The organism is Streptomyces purpurascens (genome assembly GCF_045040895.1).
Classification (GTDB): Bacteria; Actinomycetota; Actinomycetes; order Streptomycetales; family Streptomycetaceae; genus Streptomyces; species Streptomyces purpurascens.
The window spans coordinates 2,302,455-2,318,063 of sequence record NZ_CP108341.1 but is presented as its reverse complement, the minus strand read 5'-3'; the positions used below and the strand labels follow the sequence as shown (position 1 = coordinate 2,318,063).

The following is a 15,609-nucleotide window of genomic DNA, read 5'->3' as shown; positions in this document are numbered from 1 at the left end:
TGACGCTGGTGCCGAATTGACCACCCTTTGCGCCTTACGGAGTGCCTCATGACCGGGCAGGACCCCACGACGGCCGTCCAGATCGACACGACCAGACCCCATCCCGCGCGGATGTACGACTGGTACCTCGGCGGCAAGGACAACTACCCGGTCGACGAGGAGATGGGCCGGCAGATGCTCACCCTCGACCCGAGGGTGCCGGTGATGGCGCGCGTCAACCGCGCCTTCATGCACCGGGCCACGCGCTGGCTGGCCCAGAACGGCGTACGGCAGTTCCTGGACATCGGCACCGGCATACCGACCGAGCCCAACCTCCACCAGGTCGCCCAGGAGATCGCCCCCGACGCCCGGGTCGTCTACTGCGACAACGACCCCATCGTGCTGGCCCACGCGGCGGCCCTGCTGCGCGGCACGGACGAGGGCGCCACCGAGTACCTCCAGGCCGACGTGCGCGACCCGGACGCCATCCTGGAGGGCGCGCGGAAGGTCCTGGACCTCACCCGGCCCGTCGCGCTGTCACTCATCGCGCTGCTGCACTTCGTCTCCGACGAGGACGGCGGGCACGAGCTGGTCCGCCGGCTGCTCGCCGAACTGCCCTCCGGCAGCTACCTGGTGATCACCCACGCCACGGCCGACTTCACACCGGAGGAGTCCAGGGCGGCGACCGAGAAGCTCCGCGCCGCCGGCGTCACCCTGGCCCTGCGCTCCCGCGAGGAGTTCACCCGCTTCTTCGACGGCCTCGACCTCGTCGAACCCGGTGTCGAGGTGCCCCACCACTGGCACCCCGAGCTGGGCGAGCCCGTGCCCGGGCAGGACGACGGGGTGATTCCGGGATATGGGGCGGTGGCGCGCAAGCCGTAGCCTTCGGGGGGCCCTCGCGCTGTTCGACTGCCGGATCAGACCGCCCGGCGTCGCCGATCAGGGCCCCTCGCTGTGGAACGGATTGGGAAACATCACCCACTTGATTCCGTCGTCGGCGTCACCGGTCTCAGCATCAGAGAGAGGCGGCGAGTCGGAGAGCTCGAAGAGGTCGGTGAGCTCTCCGGGGAGCTGCGCGGGAAGCTCCACTGGTGCCCAATGCGCTTCGTGACCGAAATCAAGGTCCGGTGGCAATGACTCAACGTCACCGAGATCGATCAACAGCTCATCGAGCATCGCGAAAATGTCATCCATCGGACCCTCCACCCGCGGGCAGGGACGGTGGACTCTTGTGCTCGTCAGTCACCTGCCTGGCAGCCGAAAGGCGCTGGGTCACGTTTTCATGGACGCGCTTCACGGATTGGTTCACGTTGGCGTACGCAGTGAGAGCCTTGGTCTTCTGCAGCGCATAGACGCTCTTGGCGATTTCCTTGGCTTGCGGGTCAATGCCGGCGTAGGAGGCGAGGTCCTCCGGTGTGACGTTGGAGAGCGCCTCAAGATAGGCCTTGTGGCGCGCGGTGACGGTCGCCAGCTCCGGGTCTTCGTAGATCAGGTCGCTGAGTGTAAGCCAGCCGAGAGAGAATTCGCTGTCGATCGCGGCCCGGGCGGACGACCGCGCGTTCTCCGTGTCCCCCAGGGCCTGATAGGCCCTGCTCATGGTGTAGAAGATCGGTCCGGATTCGCTCGGGGTGTCCCGGCAGACTCCCAGCAAGGCCGGCTTCAGACATCCCTGCGGATTGCGCTTCGCAAGGTAGACGCGGGAGATGATGTGCAGCGATGCCGGCTCGCCGGGGTGCGAGCGCAGCTGGGTCATCGCCATGCCGTAGGCCCGCTTCAGCAGCTTGTCGACCAGGGGTAATTCATTCGCCCTGTTCAACGCGCTTGCGGTCTTCATGCTTTCCCGCATCAGCAAGGCCACCGGAGACATGGTGACGGCGGTGCGCACTGCTGTCAGAGTCAACATCTCCCGCTGCATGCGCGCGATGGACTCCGCAAGGACCAGGTTGACGAAAGGATCGTCAGGAGATTCCTGCAGCCTCTCGGAAAGGCAGTTGATGCCGTTTCGCTCATTGAAGACATCCGAAGGCAGAGAGAGTACGGGCAGGGTGCTCATGGTGCTGCCCAGCTTGGCCATGCCGCGCCCGGTGGCCGTACCCATCGAGGTGGCGGCGAAGCGCAGCGTCAACTCGCCGCGCTTGCGCGAAGCCGTGCGGCCGAGTTCTCTGGCGCGCTGTGCGGCCTTGGCACGTGCGTCCTTCATGCGCTGCACGTACTCCGGATTCGCCGTCTCGGCGCGGGACACTCCGGCCGAGACGGCATCACTCGTCAACTTGCGCGCTTCACGCCATGCCGCGCCCAGAGAGTTCCTACCATGTGGAGCCATGATCCTCTTCCGGACTTCAGGATTGCTGTGTGCCTAGGTCTCCCGTACCGCTGTCCGGGTCGTGCAGCCTCGCCTTCCCCATCAGATCCCACATTTTGAAACCGAGTTCGTCCAGCTGGGCGGAGACATCCTGGGGAAAACCGGAGACAGCGGCCAGGTTCGCGTTGGTGACCACCTTCTCGTAGCCGCCGCTGCGGAGCTTTTCGGCCGCGGTGCTGTACATGTCCTGCTCGGCGGTCGGCCTCGCGGGATCGTTCGCGTACGTATCGAAAAGCTCGGCCATGGACTGCGTGTTCGCCGTCAAATTCTTGTCCAGGGCGCTCACGGAACTGACGTTTCGCCAGCCCTCCAGTGCTTTGTTGTCCACCAGATAGAGCTGTCCGTCCTTCTGGACGACGATATCGATTCCGCCCTGATTCGTGCCCGCGATATCAGGTTTGTAGTACAGCACGTCATAACCCTCGCGTCCCAACGCTTCAGCAGCAGCCTTCTCTCCCCCCAGTCCCTTGGCGAGCCGCTGAGTGGTCTCGTACGCGGACTGCTCCACCGTTTCCTTCTGGTCCCGCTCGGCGAAAGCGCGATCCACTTCCAGGTCCTGCCGGCGTGCCGCCTCTGCGGCCTGGTCCTCCAGCGCCTGTCGCTGCAAGAGGTTCGCGGTCGCATCGGCCTCGATGACAGCCTTGTCTGCCTGGGCCGCGGCAGCCAGTTCGTTGGCCGCGTTGGCTCCTTGCCCTGCGGCGGCACCCAGTTGACGCTCCACGCGTTGCGCTTCGTCCCGCGCTTCGACAGCCGCGTTGTCTGCAGGATCCGGCTGTTGGGGCGGATCAGGAGCCTTCGCCGGCTCCGGAGGCTCCCAGACGTCCGGAGGTTCCCAGGCATCGACGGCCGGGCCGGCCGGTTCACTGACAGGAGAGGGGAGATCCGCAACGGGCGGCGGATCGGGCGCCTGCGGCGGCTCCGGCGCCGGGAGAGGCGCCGGCGGAGGGGGATCCGGCAGGGGAGGCGGAGGTGGTGGGGGATCCGGCAGGGGAGGCGGGGGTGGAGGCGGCTCAGGCGGGTCAGGCGGGTCAAAAACAAAGTCCGTCACGGATGTTCCCCCGCTTCACGACCGCTCCACGCCACGGGCCGACACCGTTGCTGTCGTGGGCCCGCGGTTCTGAACAGCAAGCAGGATCCCGTTGCCGGTAACCCGTGACAAGGCGAAACCTCCCTTTTCCGGGAGTGGTCGGGGCGCGCGCTCCCACGGCGTACGACTCCCGCGGAACAACTTGGCGACCGGGCTCCCCCGGGTTGGCCTGCACGCTTCACCGGCGCCGAGGGCATGACGGCTGGACACACCCGGTGGCGAACGCGGGCCGGTCCGCGACGTCAGTACGACTCTCCGTACGCATCAGAGCCCGCACCCGGCATCGCAGATGACCATGTGACCGGGGCCCGCTTGCGCACGTTGCCGAGCCTGTTGCCGTACGGACGCCCGGCGGTCACGGCGGTGCTCACCTCGTGGCAGGCGGCGGCAGCGCGCCGCACAGCGCCTCCAAGGCCGGCCCGTAGGCATGCTCGGAGGGAGTCGCGTATCCCACGACGAGGCCGTCGCTCACCGCCATGTCCGTGTCCGGGTGACGGAAGGCGCCGAGGCCGTCGAGGGCGATGCCCTGCCAGGCGGCGGCCTTGACCGCGGACGCCTCGGTGCCGGGCGGCAGCCGCAGCACCGCGTGCAGCCCGGCCGCGACGCCCGTGACCTCGACCTGCGGCGCGTGCTCGGCGAGCGCCGCGACGAGCCGGTCCCGGCGGCTGCGGTACCGCTGCCGCATCCGCCGTACGTGACGGTCGTACGACCCGGAGACGACGAAGTCGGCGAGGCTCAGCTGGTCGAGGACGCTCGCCCACGCCTCGCGCTCGCCCTTCACGGCGAGCACGTCCTCGACATACCGCTCCGGCAGCACCATCCAGCCCAGCCGCACCGCCGGTGACAGGCTCTTGCTGACCGAGCCGATGTGGATCACGCGCTCGGGATCGAGCCCCTGGACGGCGCCGACCGGCCGGCGGTCGTAGCGGAACTCCCCGTCGTAGTCGTCCTCCAGAACCAGCCCGCCACGCGCGCGTGCCCAGTCGATCACGGCGGCCCGGCGCGCGGGGTGCAGCGGCCCGCCGGTCGGGAACTGGTGCGCCGGCGTGAGCAGCACGGCACGCTCGCGCCCCAACCGGTCGACCTGGGCGCCGTGTTCGTCGAGGGGGAGCGGCACGGTACGCACCCCGGCGGCCGCGAGGACCTCCCGGTGGAATCCGAGCCCGTACGCCTCCACCGCCAGTGGCCCGCGCAGGACGCCGCCTCCGAACAGCAGCCGCAGCGCGTGCGCGAAGCCGGAGCAGATCACGATCCGGCCGGGCTCGGTGCGCACGCCACGCGCGCGGGCCAGGTACTCCGTGAGCGCCTCCCGCAACTCGGCCCGGCCGGCGGGGTCGCCCGGGCCGAACACCTCGTTGGGCGCCTGCTGGAGCGCCCTCCGGTAGGAGGCCAGCCAGGCCGCGCGCGGGAACGCCGAGATGTCCGGCGTGCCCTGCAGAAGGTTGTGCCGGGGGCCACGCGCGCGTGGAGGTGCCTTCTTGGGCACGCGAGCGGCCGGACGCAGCGGCTCGGCACGCTCCGCGACCCGGGTGCCCGAGCCCTGACGGGCGGTGAGCCAGCCCTCCGCGACGAGTTCCGCGTACGCGTCGGCCACCGTGTTGCGGGCGACACCGAGGTCGGCCGCGAGCGAGCGGTACGGCGGCAGCCGTGTGCCCGGAGCGAGCCGCCCGTCGCGCACGGCCTCGCGCAGCGCCCGGATCAGCGCCGTGCGCCGGCCGCCCGGCCCGGACAGTTCCAGATGCAGGTCGGACCCGATCCGCTCCGCGGAATTGACCCACGAATTCGCCATGAGAATGCACCCTACAGCGGGTCTTTGTGGCTCGTAGGTTGAGGGACATGACGACGAACACGCACACGACGCGGGCGCACTCGACGGGAACGGCCCGGCTGGAGTTCGCCCAGTCCGCCCCGAAGGCCTTCCGGGCCCTCATCGCCTTCGACGCCGCCGCCCGTGAGGGCCTCGACCCGGCCCTCGTGGAACTGATCCAGATCCGCGCCTCGCACCTCAACCACTGCGCGTACTGCCTCCACATGCACACCAACGACGCCCGCAAGGCCGGCGAGAGCGAGGACCGGCTGCACATGGTCGCCGTATGGCGCGAGGCCCGCCACTTCTTCACCGAGCGGGAACAGGCGGCCCTCGCCCTCACGGAGGCGATGACCCTCGTCGCCGACGCGGGCGTCCCGGACGACGTCTACGCACAGGCCGCGGCCCTCTTCGAGGAACGGGAACTGGCCCAGGTCCTCGCCGTGATCTGCACGATCAACACTTGGAACCGGGTGGCGCTGTCCACGGCGAAGGTGGCGGGCACGGACGAGCGGTGATCGCCTTCCGGGCGGCCGTCCTTCTAGGGCGTGTATCGAATGTGCTGGTCACAGCCACTCGTTGATGGCTGCGACGAGGACGGTCGCCTCGTGGCGGACCGCGAGCTTGTCGTAGCGAGTTGCCACCGCACGGTGCCTTTTAACGCGATTAATGCCGCACTCGACCGCGTGTCGAGCCTTGTAGTCCTCGGCGTCGAACTTGGGCGGCCGGCCGCCGCGAGAGCCGAGCTTCTTGCGGTTGCGAGCCTGGTCGGCCTTGTCCGGGATCGTGCAGCGGATACCGCGGCGTCGCAGGTAGGCGCGGTTCTTGCGGGACGCGTACGCCTTGTCGGCGCGGACCCGGTCGGGCCGGGTGCGCGGACGCCCCGAACCCTGGCGGGCGACGCGGACTTTCTTCAGCACGGGCTCGAACTGCGGGGAGTCGCCTCGCTGCCCGGCAGTAATCACGATGGACATGGGCTTTTGCCCTTGCTCGATGGCCAGGTGGAGCTTTGTGGTCAGGCCGCCGCGCGAGCGTCCGAGGCCGTGGTCGTCCGGCTCGACGGCGATGCCGCCGGGCGGCTCGGCCTGCAGATCCCCTTTTTCCGCGCCCCAGCGGCGTGTTGGTGCCCGGCACACGGTGGAGTCGATGTTGAGGTCCCACGTGATGAGCTCCTTGGCGTCGGCCTGGGCCTGCAAGGCGGCGAAGATCCGCTGCCAGGTGCCGTCCCGCTGCCAGCGTCGGAACAGGTCGTACCCCCGGGCCCAGGGCCCGTACCGCTCCGGCACGTCCCGCCACGGGACACCGGTGCGGGTGCGAAACCGTATGCCGTCGATCAGCTGCCGCCTGGTCCATATCGGCGGGCGGCCGGGCTTGTTGCCCCTGGGCAACAGCGGCTCCAGGCGGGCCCACTGCGCATCCGTCAGATCTCCACGTGCCACGAAGCAAGATCATCTCACCTCGAGATCCACTTCCGATACCCGCCCTAGGGCAGGGCCGGTACGCAGCGCGCGTCGGTTCGCGAGGGCCGGTCCGCCGTACCGGGCGGCAAAAAGAAATAGGAAAGGAGTTCCCCGCTCCTTTCCATGCTCAACTTATAGCGCACCGGGGGGCTTGCGGCAAGGCCCTGGTGGTGCCGCAGAATCACCCTCCGAGGCCCGGAAGTTGAGGAATGGGGAGTCGCACGGTGCGTGTGTTGTTGTCGACGTATGGGTCGCGCGGGGACGTCGAGCCGATGGCGGGACTGGCGGTGCAGTTGCGGGAACTCGGCGCGGAGGTGCGGGTGTGCGCGCCGCCGGACGAGGACTTCGCCCGGCTGCTGGCCGGTGTGGGCGTGCCCCTGGTGCCGGTCGGTCGGTCGGCGCGGGCGCTGACGACCGCAGCGCCGCCGCCCTCGTCCCTGCCCGAGCACGCGGCCGAGTTGATCGCCGCGCAGTTCCACACGGTCACCGCGGCGGCCGAGGGATGTGACGTGCTGCTGGCAACCGGCATGTTTCCCGCCGCGGCCGGCGCGCTGTCGGTGGCCGAGAAACTGGGCATCCGGCCCGTGTACGCGAGCTTCCAGAAGAGGGTCCTGCCGTCTCCGCACCACGCGCCGCTGGCGTATCCAGGTCGGCCGTTCCCGCCGGAGGTGACGGACAACCGGGTGCTGTGGGACCTGGACGCGCAGAGCGTGGACGCACTGTTCGGTGAGGCGCTCAACTCCAACCGGGCGTCGCTCGGCCTACCACCGGTGGCCCACGTCCGCGACCACGTCATCGGCAACCGACCGTGGCTGGCCACGGACCCGGTCCTGGACCCGTGGCGGGAGACGCCGGACCTGGATGTCGTCCAGACCGGTGCGTGGATCCTGCCCGATGTCCGTCCGCTCCCGGCCGAGTTGGTGGCGTTCCTGGAGATGGGCACACCACCGGTGTACGTGGGCTTCGGCAGCATGCCCATGCACACCTCCGAGGACCTCCCCAAGGTGGTCATCGAGGCGATCCGCGCACAGGGCCACCGCGCGCTCGTCTCCCGCGGCTGGGCCGGCCTCGCCCTGATCGACGACGCCGATGACTGCTTCGTCGTCGGTGAGGCCAATCACCAGGCGCTGTTCGGCCGGGTGGCCGCCGTCGTGCACCACGGCGGCGCGGGCACCACGACCACGGCCGCCCGGGCCGGCGCGCCCCAGGTGGTGGTGCCTCAGGCGACGGATCAGCCGTACTGGGCCGGCCGGGTGGCCGACCTGGGCATCGGCGCGGCACATGACGGTCCGACGCCGACCTTCGCTTCCCTGTCGGCTGCGCTCAGGACGGCCCTAGCCCCTGAGACCCGCGCGCGGGCGACGGCCGTGGCCGGCACGATCCGCACCGACGGGACGACGGTGGCTGCGAGGCTGTTGCTCGATGCGGTCGGCGGGGAAACGCCGCCCAAGTCCGTCTGAACGATGCGGAATCATCGGGTCGGGGAGGCGTCCGGCACCGGGCTGCATAGCCAACACCGCGCTTTCCAGGTCGTCTTGTCCCGGCCCGCCCCCGGAGCGCATAGGGTGCCATGCCGAAGCAACTCCGGATAAGCCTTACTTCACTTTCCGCTGGTGAGGGTGTGGGGTCCTGGCAGTGGTCACCCTTCCGCGAAAGGCACCGCATGACATCCCTGGTACACCACATCACGATCCACTGCGCCGATCCCTACCGTCTGGCGCAGTTCTGGGCCGAGGTGCTGGACGGCTCGCTCGCCGAGGACGTCCTGCCGGGCGACCCGAAGCCTTGGTGACCGCTGCGGGCAGCGGGCTGCTGTTCGTACTGCCGGGCAGCGAGGCGACTCCCCGCAGTTCGAGCCCGTGCTGAAGAAAGTCCGCGTCGCCCGCCAGGGTTCGGGGCGTCCGCGCACCCGGCCCGACCGGGTCCGCGCCGACAAGGCGTACGCGTCCCGCAAGAACCGCGCCTACCTGCGACGCCGCGGTATCCGCTGCACGATCCCGGACAAGGCCGACCAGGCTCGCAACCGCAAGAAGCTCGGCTCTCGCGGCGGCCGGCCGCCCAAGTTCGACGCCGAGGACTACAAGGCTCGACACGCGGTCGAGTGCGGCATTAATCGCGTTAAAAGGCACCGTGCGGTGGCAACTCGCTACGACAAGCTCGCGGTCCGCCACGAGGCGACCGTCCTCGTCGCAGCCATCAACGAGTGGCTGTGACCAGCACATTCGATACACGCCCTAGACCACCATGGGCCGGTCGTACGGCCCGATCGGTGACGGCAGCCGCGAACTGCCCGTCAGATGACGGTCGACCGCGGCCGCCACGGCCCGCCCCTCGGCGATCGCCCAGACGATGAGCGACTGCCCCCGGGCGGCGTCGCCCGCGGCGAACACCCCGGGCACGTTGGTGGCGAAACCGGCGTCTCGCGCGACGGTGCCGCGGGGCTCCATCGCCAGCCCCAGCTGGTCGACGAGCCCGTCCTGCCGGTCGGGCCCGGAGAAGCCGAGGGCGAGCAGCACGAGGTCGGCGGGGAGCGTCCGCCCGGTGCCGTCCACCGGGCGGCGCCGCGCGTCCACCTCGACCAGGTGCAGCGACCGCACATGCCCCTCCGCGTCCCCGTCGAAGCGCAGCGTGGACGCCGCGAACAGCCGCGCGTCCGCGTCGGCGACCGGAGCGGTCCGCAGATCACGGGCCTCCTCGTGCGCGGCGGACAGCCGGTAGATCCGTATCGGATACGTCGGCCAGGGCTCGGCGTCCTCGTCGCGCTCCACCTCCGGCAGCGCGTAGATGTCCAGCTGGGTCACGGACGCGGCACCCTCCCGGACGGCCGTGCCCAGGCAGTCCGCCCCGGTGTCGCCGCCGCCGACGATGACGACGTGCTTCCCGGCGGCCGACAACGGGGAGGCCTCCAGATCGCCCGCGCACACCCGGTTGGACAGCGGCAGGTACTCCATCGCCTGGTGAATCCCCGTCAGCTCCCGCCCCGGCACGGTCAGTTCACGCCACGCGGTCGCCCCAGTGGCGAGCACCACGGCGTCGTATCGGGTCCTGAGCTCATCGGCCCCGATGTCCTGTCCGACCGATGTCGACGTACGGAACTTGGTCCCCTCGGCCCGCATCTGCTCCAGCCGCCGCTCCAGATGGTGCTTCTCCATCTTGAACTCGGGGATGCCGTACCGCATCAGCCCACCGGGCCGGTCGGCCCTCTCGTACACGGCGACCGTGTGCCCGGCCCGGGTCAGCTGCTGGGCCGCGGCCAGCCCGGTCGGCCCCGAACCGATCACCGCGACCGTCTTGCCGGACAGCCGCTCCGGCGGCCTCGGCGGCGCGAAGCCCTCCTCCCACACCCGGTCGGCGATCGCGCACTCGACGTTCTTGATGGTGACGGCCGGCTGGTTGATCGCCAGCACGCATCCCGCCTCGCACGGCGCCGGGCACAACCGGCCGGTGAACTCCGGGAAATTGTTCGTCGCGTGCAGCCGGTCGGCCGCCGCCCGCCAGTCCTCTCTCGACACCAGGTCGTTCCACTCGGGGATCAGGTTGCCCAGCGGGCAGGCGTCGTGGCAGAAGGGGATGCCGCAGTCCATGCAGCGGTCGGCCTGCTTGCTGATGATCGGCAGCAGCGCCCCGGGGACGTAGACCTCGTCCCAGTCCCGCACCCGCTCCTCCACCGGCCGCCGGGGCCAGTCCTGGCGGGGCGTGGTCATGAAACCCTTGGGATCGGCCATGGCCGTCTTCCTTGCGTGCGCGTGTGACAGGCCGTGCGTTGTCGGGCGGCACTCTTTCGGCCACGATACGTCCGCCTCCGGGCCAGTGCCTGTCGCCGCGGGGCGTCAGGTGAGTGCCAGCACGTAGGCCAGCGCCGCCCCGGCCGAGGCGGCCGTGCGGACGTGGTTCCACATCGTCCACTCGCGCACATAAGCCGGCCAGTAAGCGGCCGCCTCAGAGGAGCCCGGCTCCAGCTTGAGCAGCGCGTCGTTGCGCGGCACGTTCGCGACCATGGTGAGCCCGAACGAGCCGAACAGGTACAGCGCGCTGCCCACCAGCAGCTCCACCGTCCCCTCCTCCGGCCACAGCACGAACGTCACCACGGCGATCACCGCGCACAGCACCGCCGACCCGAGGAACACGACCATGAAGGGCGGCGTCACCGCGGCCACGTTGATCGCGTTCATCGCGGCGACCCCCTGCGCGGGCGGCAGCGTGGCCAGGCCTCGCATGACGAAGGTCGAGAAGCCGCAGAACACCCCGGCCACCAGTCCGGTCCCGAGCACCCCCAGCACCGTCAGCACGAAGTACGGTCCGTCGATCATGTCAGCCTCTCCCGCCCGTCGAGCCGGGATCCTGCCCGGCACCCATCCTCACCACAAGTGAATTCCCGTACGAGCACAGTGACCATGGCCGAGCGGCGCGGGGCCATAAGCGAACGTCCACGATCCCCCGAACGGCCGTGTCCACCGGACAGCGCGGGGCCGCCGGCCGCTGGCTGTGTGCCGCCACGCCGCCAGACCGTCGCGACGACCTGCCCGAGCAGGCGCCCCGCCGAGCAGTCGAGCCTCCGGCCGTGCTCGGCGCCCGCCGACGCCCGGCCGGGTCACCCGGCGGAACCGAGCCCTGCCTCGGTCCACCCCCTCAGCACCGTCTCCACGGCCGCCGCGATCCGCCGCCGCGCCTCGTGTCTCGGCACCCCGCTCATCAGCAGCCGGTCGTACGGCGTGTCCAGATGCCGCACGGCCGCCACGACCGCCGAGGTCACCGCCCCCTCGGTCAGCGCCCGTCCCGCCGCACTGCGGCCCACCCGCCCACTGCCCCGCTCCGAGGCGTGTGCGGCGATGGCGCGCGCCCGGTCGGCGGGGCATCCGGGATACAGCCGCCGTATCTCCGCCGCGAACGTCAGAGCGAACAGTTCGTCCTGAGCCGCCCGCCGCCGCGCGTCCCGCACCCGGCGCCGCCGCCGTGCCTCGGCGTCCGCGAGACACCGCTGCTCGGCCCTCGACAGCGCCGCCTCCTCGACCAGAACGCCCTGCCGTTCGTAACGGCTCTTGCGCCGGTTGAACCGCACGACCACCGCCGACAGCGTGCTCTCCTCCCGTGATCTGCGCGTCAGCGCGGTGTCGCCGCTCGGCAGGAACACCAGATGCCCGAGGTCGGCACAGTCGAGGCAGCGCGGGGCGTCGTCCTCCAGGACGAGCAGCGGCAGCGGCCCTCGCCGGCACTCGGCGCAGTACCGGCGCTTGAGAGGCTGGAAGACGAGGAGCCCGGTGAGGGGCGGAAGCATCGCGCGGGGGACCATACGTGGTTCATTCCCCCTGACGACGGGACGAACTACGTCCGCCACGACAGAGCCCGGCCATCTCGACGCCTCCCTGCGGCCCGTCCCTCCTCGCCGTCCGAGGAGCCCGCGGACGTGGCAGCTCCTGCCCCGGCCTGACGCATCATGGGCCGTGTGCGACTCGAAGCGATCACCTGGGACCGGCTCGGCGACCTGCTCGCCGAGCGCCTCCTCGACCTGAAGCCCGCCGACGGCGCTCCCTGGCCCCGCATCGCCTTCGACGGTGCCCCGGCCGCCCGCCCCGGGGATCTCGCCCAGCGCGTCTCCGAGGCACTGCGCATACGCGGCCGCCCGTCGCTCGTCGTGGGCACGGAAGGCTTTCTGCGCCCCGCCTCGGTGCGGCTGGAGTACGGCCACCGGGACGTGGAGGCCTATTACAACGGCTGGTACGACACCGGCGCCCTGTGGCGCGAGGTGTTCGGCCCTCTCGAAGCCGGCGGCGACGGCCGCGTCCTGCCCGACCTCTGGGACCCGGCCGCCGACCGCGCCACCCGCAGCCCCTACACCCAACTCCCGCCCGGCGGCGTCCTGTTGCTGCACGGACCCTTCCTTCTTCGGCACTGGTTCCCCTTCGACCTGAGCGTTCACGTCCTGCTCTCCACGGGCGCCCTGCGCCGCCGCACGCCTGACGCCGAGCACTGGACCCTCCCGGCCTTCGAGCGCTACGAGCACGAGACGGACCCGGCCGGCACGGCCGACGTCCTGGTACGAGCCGACGATCCGCGCCATCCGGCGTGGAGCGGTTGAGCTCGCTGCTCGCTGGCGGGTGTGCGGCGACGGGTTCCGTGTGCGGGCATCCGGTGGCGCGGCGAGAATGAAGTGCGTCGGGACTCGCGGTGCGTCCCGCGCCGCGCCGGCCGTCCGGCCCCGGGAGGTACTTCATGACCACCGCCGGAGACATCATGCACCGCGGCGCCCAGTGGATCCCCGCCCACGAAACCCTCGACCGCGCCGCCCAGCTCATGCGCGAACTGAACGTCGGCGCCCTGCCCATCAGCGACGAGAACGAGCGGCTCTGCGGCATCCTCACCGACCGCGACATCGTCGTCGGCTGCGTCGCCATGGGACACGACCCCGCCAGGATCACCGCGGGTGAGATGGCCAAGGGCACCCCGCGCTGGATCGACGCGAACGCCGATGTCGGCGAAGTGCTCCGCGAGATGCGGGAGTACCAGATCCGCAGGCTGCCCGTGATCCAGGACAAGCGCCTGGTCGGCATGATCAGCGAAGCCGACCTGGCCCGGCACCTGGCGGACGACCAGATCGCCTCCTGGGCCGAGAGCGTCTACTCCACCACCACACGCTGACCCCGCGGGGCACCCGGAGGTCCCGCCCGCGGGTCACCCCCCGCGCGTCACGGCCCGCGTCAGAGCCAGCCGCTGCGCCGGAACGCCCGGTACAGCGTCACGCACGCGACGGATATGACGCCGATGACCATGCCGTAGCCGTACCGCCAGTGCAGCTCCGGCATGTGCTCGAAGTTCATGCCGTACACCCCGCAGACCATCGTCGGCACGGCGATGATCGCGGCCCAGGCGGTGATCTTCCGCATGTCCTCGTTCTGAGCGACCGTGACCTGCGCGAGGTGCGCCTGCAGGATGGAGTTGAGCAGTTCGTCGAAGGAGGCGATCTGCTCCTTCGCCCGCAGCAGATGGTCCGAGACATCGCGGAAGTACGCCTGTATCTCCGGGTCGACCGCTCGGATCGGCCGGGTGGCGAGATCCTCGAGCGGGCGGCTGAGCGGCACCACGGCCCGCTTCAGCTCGAGGAGTTCACGCTTGAGCTGGTAGATGCGCCCCGGGTCGGCCCGCGCACCGGTCTCCGCGAAGACATCCGTCTCGACCTGGTCGATGTCCGCCTGCATCGAGTCCGTGACGGTCAGGTAGTCGTCGACCACGTGGTCCGCGATCGCGTGGAGCACCGCGGACGGGCCCTTGGCCAGCTGGCCGGGATCGGACTCCAGCTCCTCGCGCAGCGGACCCAGCGAGCCGTGCCGGCCGTGCCGCACCGTGATCACGAAGTCCTGGCCGACGAACACCATGATCTCGCCGGTGTTCACCACCTCGCTGGTGGCCGTGAGTTCCTCGTGCTCGACGTAGCAGACCGTCTTGAACACCGCGAAGAGCGTCTCCCCGTACCGCTCCAGCTTGGGGCGCTGGTGGGCCTCGACGGCGTCCTCGACGGCCAGCGGGTGCAGGTCGAAGAGCTCGGCGATGCCCGCGAACTCCTGGTCGGTCGGCTCGTGCAGCCCGAGCCAGACGAAGCCCTCCCGGCGCTTGCGCACCCGCTCCACGACATCCACCAGATCCCCGCGCGCGGGGGTGCGGACACCGTCCCGGTACGTCACGCAGTTCACCACAGAGGAGCCCAGCGGGGAGCGGGCCGGGTGGCTCAGGTCGACGCGCGGGCGCCGCCTGGCCAGCCCTGCCACCTTGCGAAGGCCGCCGACCCCGCCGAGGCTCGTGACCTTCCGCAGATTCCCTGCCATGGACATCCGGATCTCCTTGCGTGCACTCCTCGCGCCGTTCCTGCGCCTTGGCGCGCCAGTCTGCCAGGCCCACGTGAGCTGCGGGTAAGCCTGTGGAAACGACTCATTCCGCTTTGTTCCCGGCTGTGGACGAACGACTCGCCGGTGCCCTGGTTCTGAGACATCGACGCGTGCCGGCGCGGTGCGGTTCTCCTTACCGGAGCGTCGACCATTACGGATAAGTCGGACAACTGGGATGATCGCGGCATGATGCGAACCGATGGGCACCTCCTCGACAACCGGCAGACCGAGGCGGCAGAGCATTTCAGCGCCTTCGCCGCTCTCTTCGACCCAACGACGTTCCGGCATCTCGAGGCACTCGGCGTCGGATCCGGCTGGCGGTGCTGGGAGGTCGGCGCCGGCGGCCCGTCCGTGGTGTCCTGGCTGGCGAAGAGGGTCGGCCCGACCGGACGCGTCGTCGCGACCGACACCGACACCTCACGGCTCGCCCGGGGCGCCCGGCCGCCCGTCGAGGTCCGCGTCCACGACCTCGGCACGCAGGACCCGCCGGGGGAGGGCTTCGACCTGGTGCACGCCCGCCTCGCCCTCGTCCACGTCACCGACCGGCAGCGGGCGTTGCGGTCCATGGCCGGCTCTCTGCGCCCCGGCGGGCGCCTCCTCGTCGAGGACGTCGACCCCGCCCTTCAGCCCCTGCTCTGCCCCGACGAGTACGGCCCCGAGCAGCAGCTCGCGAACCGGCTGCGGCACAGCTTCCGCAAACTGCTCGCCGACCGCGGGACCGACCTCCCCTGCGGCCGCACCCTCCCGCGCCTGCTCCGGGAGGCCGGCCTGACCCGCGTCCACGCCGACGCCTACTTCCCCCTCGCCTCACCGGCCTGTGCGGCCCTGGAGTCCGCAACGATCCGCCAGATCCGCGACCAATTGGTCACCGCGGGCCTCGCCACGGACCAGGACATCCAGCGGCACCTCACGAACGTCACGTCCGGCGCGCTCGACCTCACGACGCCACCGATGATCTCGGCGTGGGGACGCAAGCAGTAGCCAGGGGTGGTGCGGGCGTGGGGTATCAGCCCGGGCCGGGGCGGTCTGCCCCGCAT

The 15,609-nt window shown here is 70.5% G+C and carries 17 protein-coding genes; 8 read left to right on the top strand and 9 right to left on the bottom strand.

Translation table 11 applies throughout. The features are described from left to right. The first annotated feature begins 48 nt into the window (after window positions 1-48). Window positions 49-861, top strand: a complete 813-nt coding sequence (locus OHU35_RS10605) for an SAM-dependent methyltransferase (protein ID WP_359895317.1) — start codon at window positions 49-51, stop codon at window positions 859-861. Between the two features lie 57 nt (window positions 862-918). On the opposite strand, the gene OHU35_RS10600 is transcribed toward OHU35_RS10605, so the two are convergent. The 4 genes from OHU35_RS10600 to OHU35_RS10585 form a co-directional block, all read right to left on the bottom strand. Continuing rightward, window positions 919-1,173: a hypothetical protein gene (locus tag OHU35_RS10600; protein WP_405505206.1), complete on the bottom strand. Its 255-nt coding sequence runs from the start codon at window positions 1,171-1,173 to the stop codon at window positions 919-921. After that, a complete protein-coding gene (locus OHU35_RS10595) occupies window positions 1,166-2,248 on the bottom strand; it encodes a hypothetical protein (RefSeq protein WP_189728814.1) in 1,083 nt (360 codons plus the stop codon). Before OHU35_RS10595 ends, OHU35_RS10600 begins: the two co-directional genes overlap by 8 nt. 70 nt (window positions 2,249-2,318) lie before the next feature. After that, complete coding sequence (locus tag OHU35_RS10590; RefSeq protein WP_405505205.1) at window positions 2,319-3,062, bottom strand: hypothetical protein; 744 nt, start codon at window positions 3,060-3,062, stop codon at window positions 2,319-2,321. A 733-nt stretch (window positions 3,063-3,795) separates the two neighbouring features. After that, a complete protein-coding gene (locus tag OHU35_RS10585; RefSeq protein ID WP_405505204.1) occupies window positions 3,796-5,217 on the bottom strand; it encodes a PLP-dependent aminotransferase family protein in 1,422 nt (473 codons plus the stop codon). A 47-nt stretch (window positions 5,218-5,264) separates the two neighbouring features. Here OHU35_RS10585 and OHU35_RS10580 point away from each other — a divergent pair, with 47 nt between their 5' ends. After that, window positions 5,265-5,753, top strand: a complete 489-nt coding sequence (locus OHU35_RS10580; protein ID WP_189728809.1) for a carboxymuconolactone decarboxylase family protein — start codon at window positions 5,265-5,267, stop codon at window positions 5,751-5,753. A 48-nt stretch (window positions 5,754-5,801) separates the two neighbouring features. Here OHU35_RS10580 and OHU35_RS10575 read toward each other — a convergent pair whose 3' ends face one another. Next, window positions 5,802-6,674: an IS5 family transposase gene (locus OHU35_RS10575; protein WP_405505203.1), complete on the bottom strand. Its 873-nt coding sequence runs from the start codon at window positions 6,672-6,674 to the stop codon at window positions 5,802-5,804. Between the two features lie 245 nt (window positions 6,675-6,919). Here OHU35_RS10575 and OHU35_RS10570 point away from each other — a divergent pair, with 245 nt between their 5' ends. The 3 genes from OHU35_RS10570 to OHU35_RS10560 all read left to right on the top strand — a co-directional run bounded on the left by OHU35_RS10570 (window position 6,920) and on the right by OHU35_RS10560 (window position 8,908). Beyond that, a complete protein-coding gene (locus tag OHU35_RS10570) occupies window positions 6,920-8,155 on the top strand; it encodes a glycosyltransferase (protein ID WP_189731276.1) in 1,236 nt (411 codons plus the stop codon). A 203-nt stretch (window positions 8,156-8,358) separates the two neighbouring features. Next, window positions 8,359-8,487, top strand: coding sequence for a VOC family protein (locus OHU35_RS10565; protein WP_267944485.1), 129 nt, complete (start codon window positions 8,359-8,361; stop codon window positions 8,485-8,487). Between the two features lie 67 nt (window positions 8,488-8,554). Beyond that, entirely contained in the window at window positions 8,555-8,908 is a 354-nt protein-coding gene (locus tag OHU35_RS10560) for a transposase (protein WP_405505202.1), read from the top strand. Between the two features lie 21 nt (window positions 8,909-8,929). Here OHU35_RS10560 and OHU35_RS10555 read toward each other — a convergent pair whose 3' ends face one another. The 3 genes from OHU35_RS10555 to OHU35_RS10545 form a co-directional block, all read right to left on the bottom strand. Next, complete coding sequence (locus tag OHU35_RS10555; protein ID WP_189730923.1) at window positions 8,930-10,420, bottom strand: glutamate synthase subunit beta; 1,491 nt, start codon at window positions 10,418-10,420, stop codon at window positions 8,930-8,932. Window positions 10,421-10,525: 105 nt separating this feature from the next. Beyond that, on the bottom strand, window positions 10,526-11,005 hold the full coding sequence (locus OHU35_RS10550) for a DUF1772 domain-containing protein (RefSeq protein WP_189730925.1): 480 nt from the start codon (window positions 11,003-11,005) through the stop codon (window positions 10,526-10,528). A 281-nt stretch (window positions 11,006-11,286) separates the two neighbouring features. Beyond that, window positions 11,287-11,970, bottom strand: a complete 684-nt coding sequence (locus OHU35_RS10545; RefSeq protein ID WP_359895304.1) for a DUF2293 domain-containing protein — start codon at window positions 11,968-11,970, stop codon at window positions 11,287-11,289. Between the two features lie 159 nt (window positions 11,971-12,129). On the opposite strand from OHU35_RS10545, the gene OHU35_RS10540 reads away from it, so the two are divergent. Beyond that, on the top strand, window positions 12,130-12,771 hold the full coding sequence (locus OHU35_RS10540) for a uridine kinase (protein WP_405505201.1): 642 nt from the start codon (window positions 12,130-12,132) through the stop codon (window positions 12,769-12,771). A gap of 134 nt (window positions 12,772-12,905) precedes the next feature. Then, on the top strand, window positions 12,906-13,331 hold the full coding sequence (locus tag OHU35_RS10535) for a CBS domain-containing protein (protein ID WP_189730931.1): 426 nt from the start codon (window positions 12,906-12,908) through the stop codon (window positions 13,329-13,331). A 59-nt stretch (window positions 13,332-13,390) separates the two neighbouring features. On the opposite strand, the gene OHU35_RS10530 is transcribed toward OHU35_RS10535, so the two are convergent. Further along, on the bottom strand, window positions 13,391-14,518 hold the full coding sequence (locus OHU35_RS10530; protein WP_405505200.1) for a magnesium and cobalt transport protein CorA: 1,128 nt from the start codon (window positions 14,516-14,518) through the stop codon (window positions 13,391-13,393). Window positions 14,519-14,758: 240 nt separating this feature from the next. Between OHU35_RS10530 and OHU35_RS10525 the strand changes: the two genes are divergently transcribed. Continuing rightward, window positions 14,759-15,553: a methyltransferase domain-containing protein gene (locus tag OHU35_RS10525; protein ID WP_405505199.1), complete on the top strand. Its 795-nt coding sequence runs from the start codon at window positions 14,759-14,761 to the stop codon at window positions 15,551-15,553. Window positions 15,554-15,609: the final 56 nt, after the last annotated feature.

Bases quoted from the DNA above. Each gene is read 5' to 3' on its own strand.
- OHU35_RS10540 (WP_405505201.1), top strand. From the start codon at position 12,130: ATGGGCCGTGTGCGACTCGAAGCGATCACCTGGGACCGGCTCGGCGAC.
- OHU35_RS10555 (WP_189730923.1), bottom strand. From the start codon at position 10,420: ATGGCCGATCCCAAGGGTTTCATGACCACGCCCCGCCAGGACTGGCCC.
- OHU35_RS10600 (WP_405505206.1), bottom strand. From the start codon at position 1,173: ATGGATGACATTTTCGCGATGCTCGATGAGCTGTTGATCGATCTCGGT.
- OHU35_RS10580 (WP_189728809.1), top strand. From the start codon at position 5,265: ATGACGACGAACACGCACACGACGCGGGCGCACTCGACGGGAACGGCC.
- OHU35_RS10605 (WP_359895317.1), top strand. From the start codon at position 49: ATGACCGGGCAGGACCCCACGACGGCCGTCCAGATCGACACGACCAGA.
- OHU35_RS10565 (WP_267944485.1), top strand. From the start codon at position 8,359: ATGACATCCCTGGTACACCACATCACGATCCACTGCGCCGATCCCTAC.
- OHU35_RS10530 (WP_405505200.1), bottom strand. From the start codon at position 14,518: ATGTCCATGGCAGGGAATCTGCGGAAGGTCACGAGCCTCGGCGGGGTC.
- OHU35_RS10585 (WP_405505204.1), bottom strand. From the start codon at position 5,217: ATGGCGAATTCGTGGGTCAATTCCGCGGAGCGGATCGGGTCCGACCTG.
- OHU35_RS10525 (WP_405505199.1), top strand. From the start codon at position 14,759: ATGATGCGAACCGATGGGCACCTCCTCGACAACCGGCAGACCGAGGCG.
- OHU35_RS10545 (WP_359895304.1), bottom strand. From the start codon at position 11,970: ATGCTTCCGCCCCTCACCGGGCTCCTCGTCTTCCAGCCTCTCAAGCGC.
- OHU35_RS10550 (WP_189730925.1), bottom strand. From the start codon at position 11,005: ATGATCGACGGACCGTACTTCGTGCTGACGGTGCTGGGGGTGCTCGGG.
- OHU35_RS10535 (WP_189730931.1), top strand. From the start codon at position 12,906: ATGACCACCGCCGGAGACATCATGCACCGCGGCGCCCAGTGGATCCCC.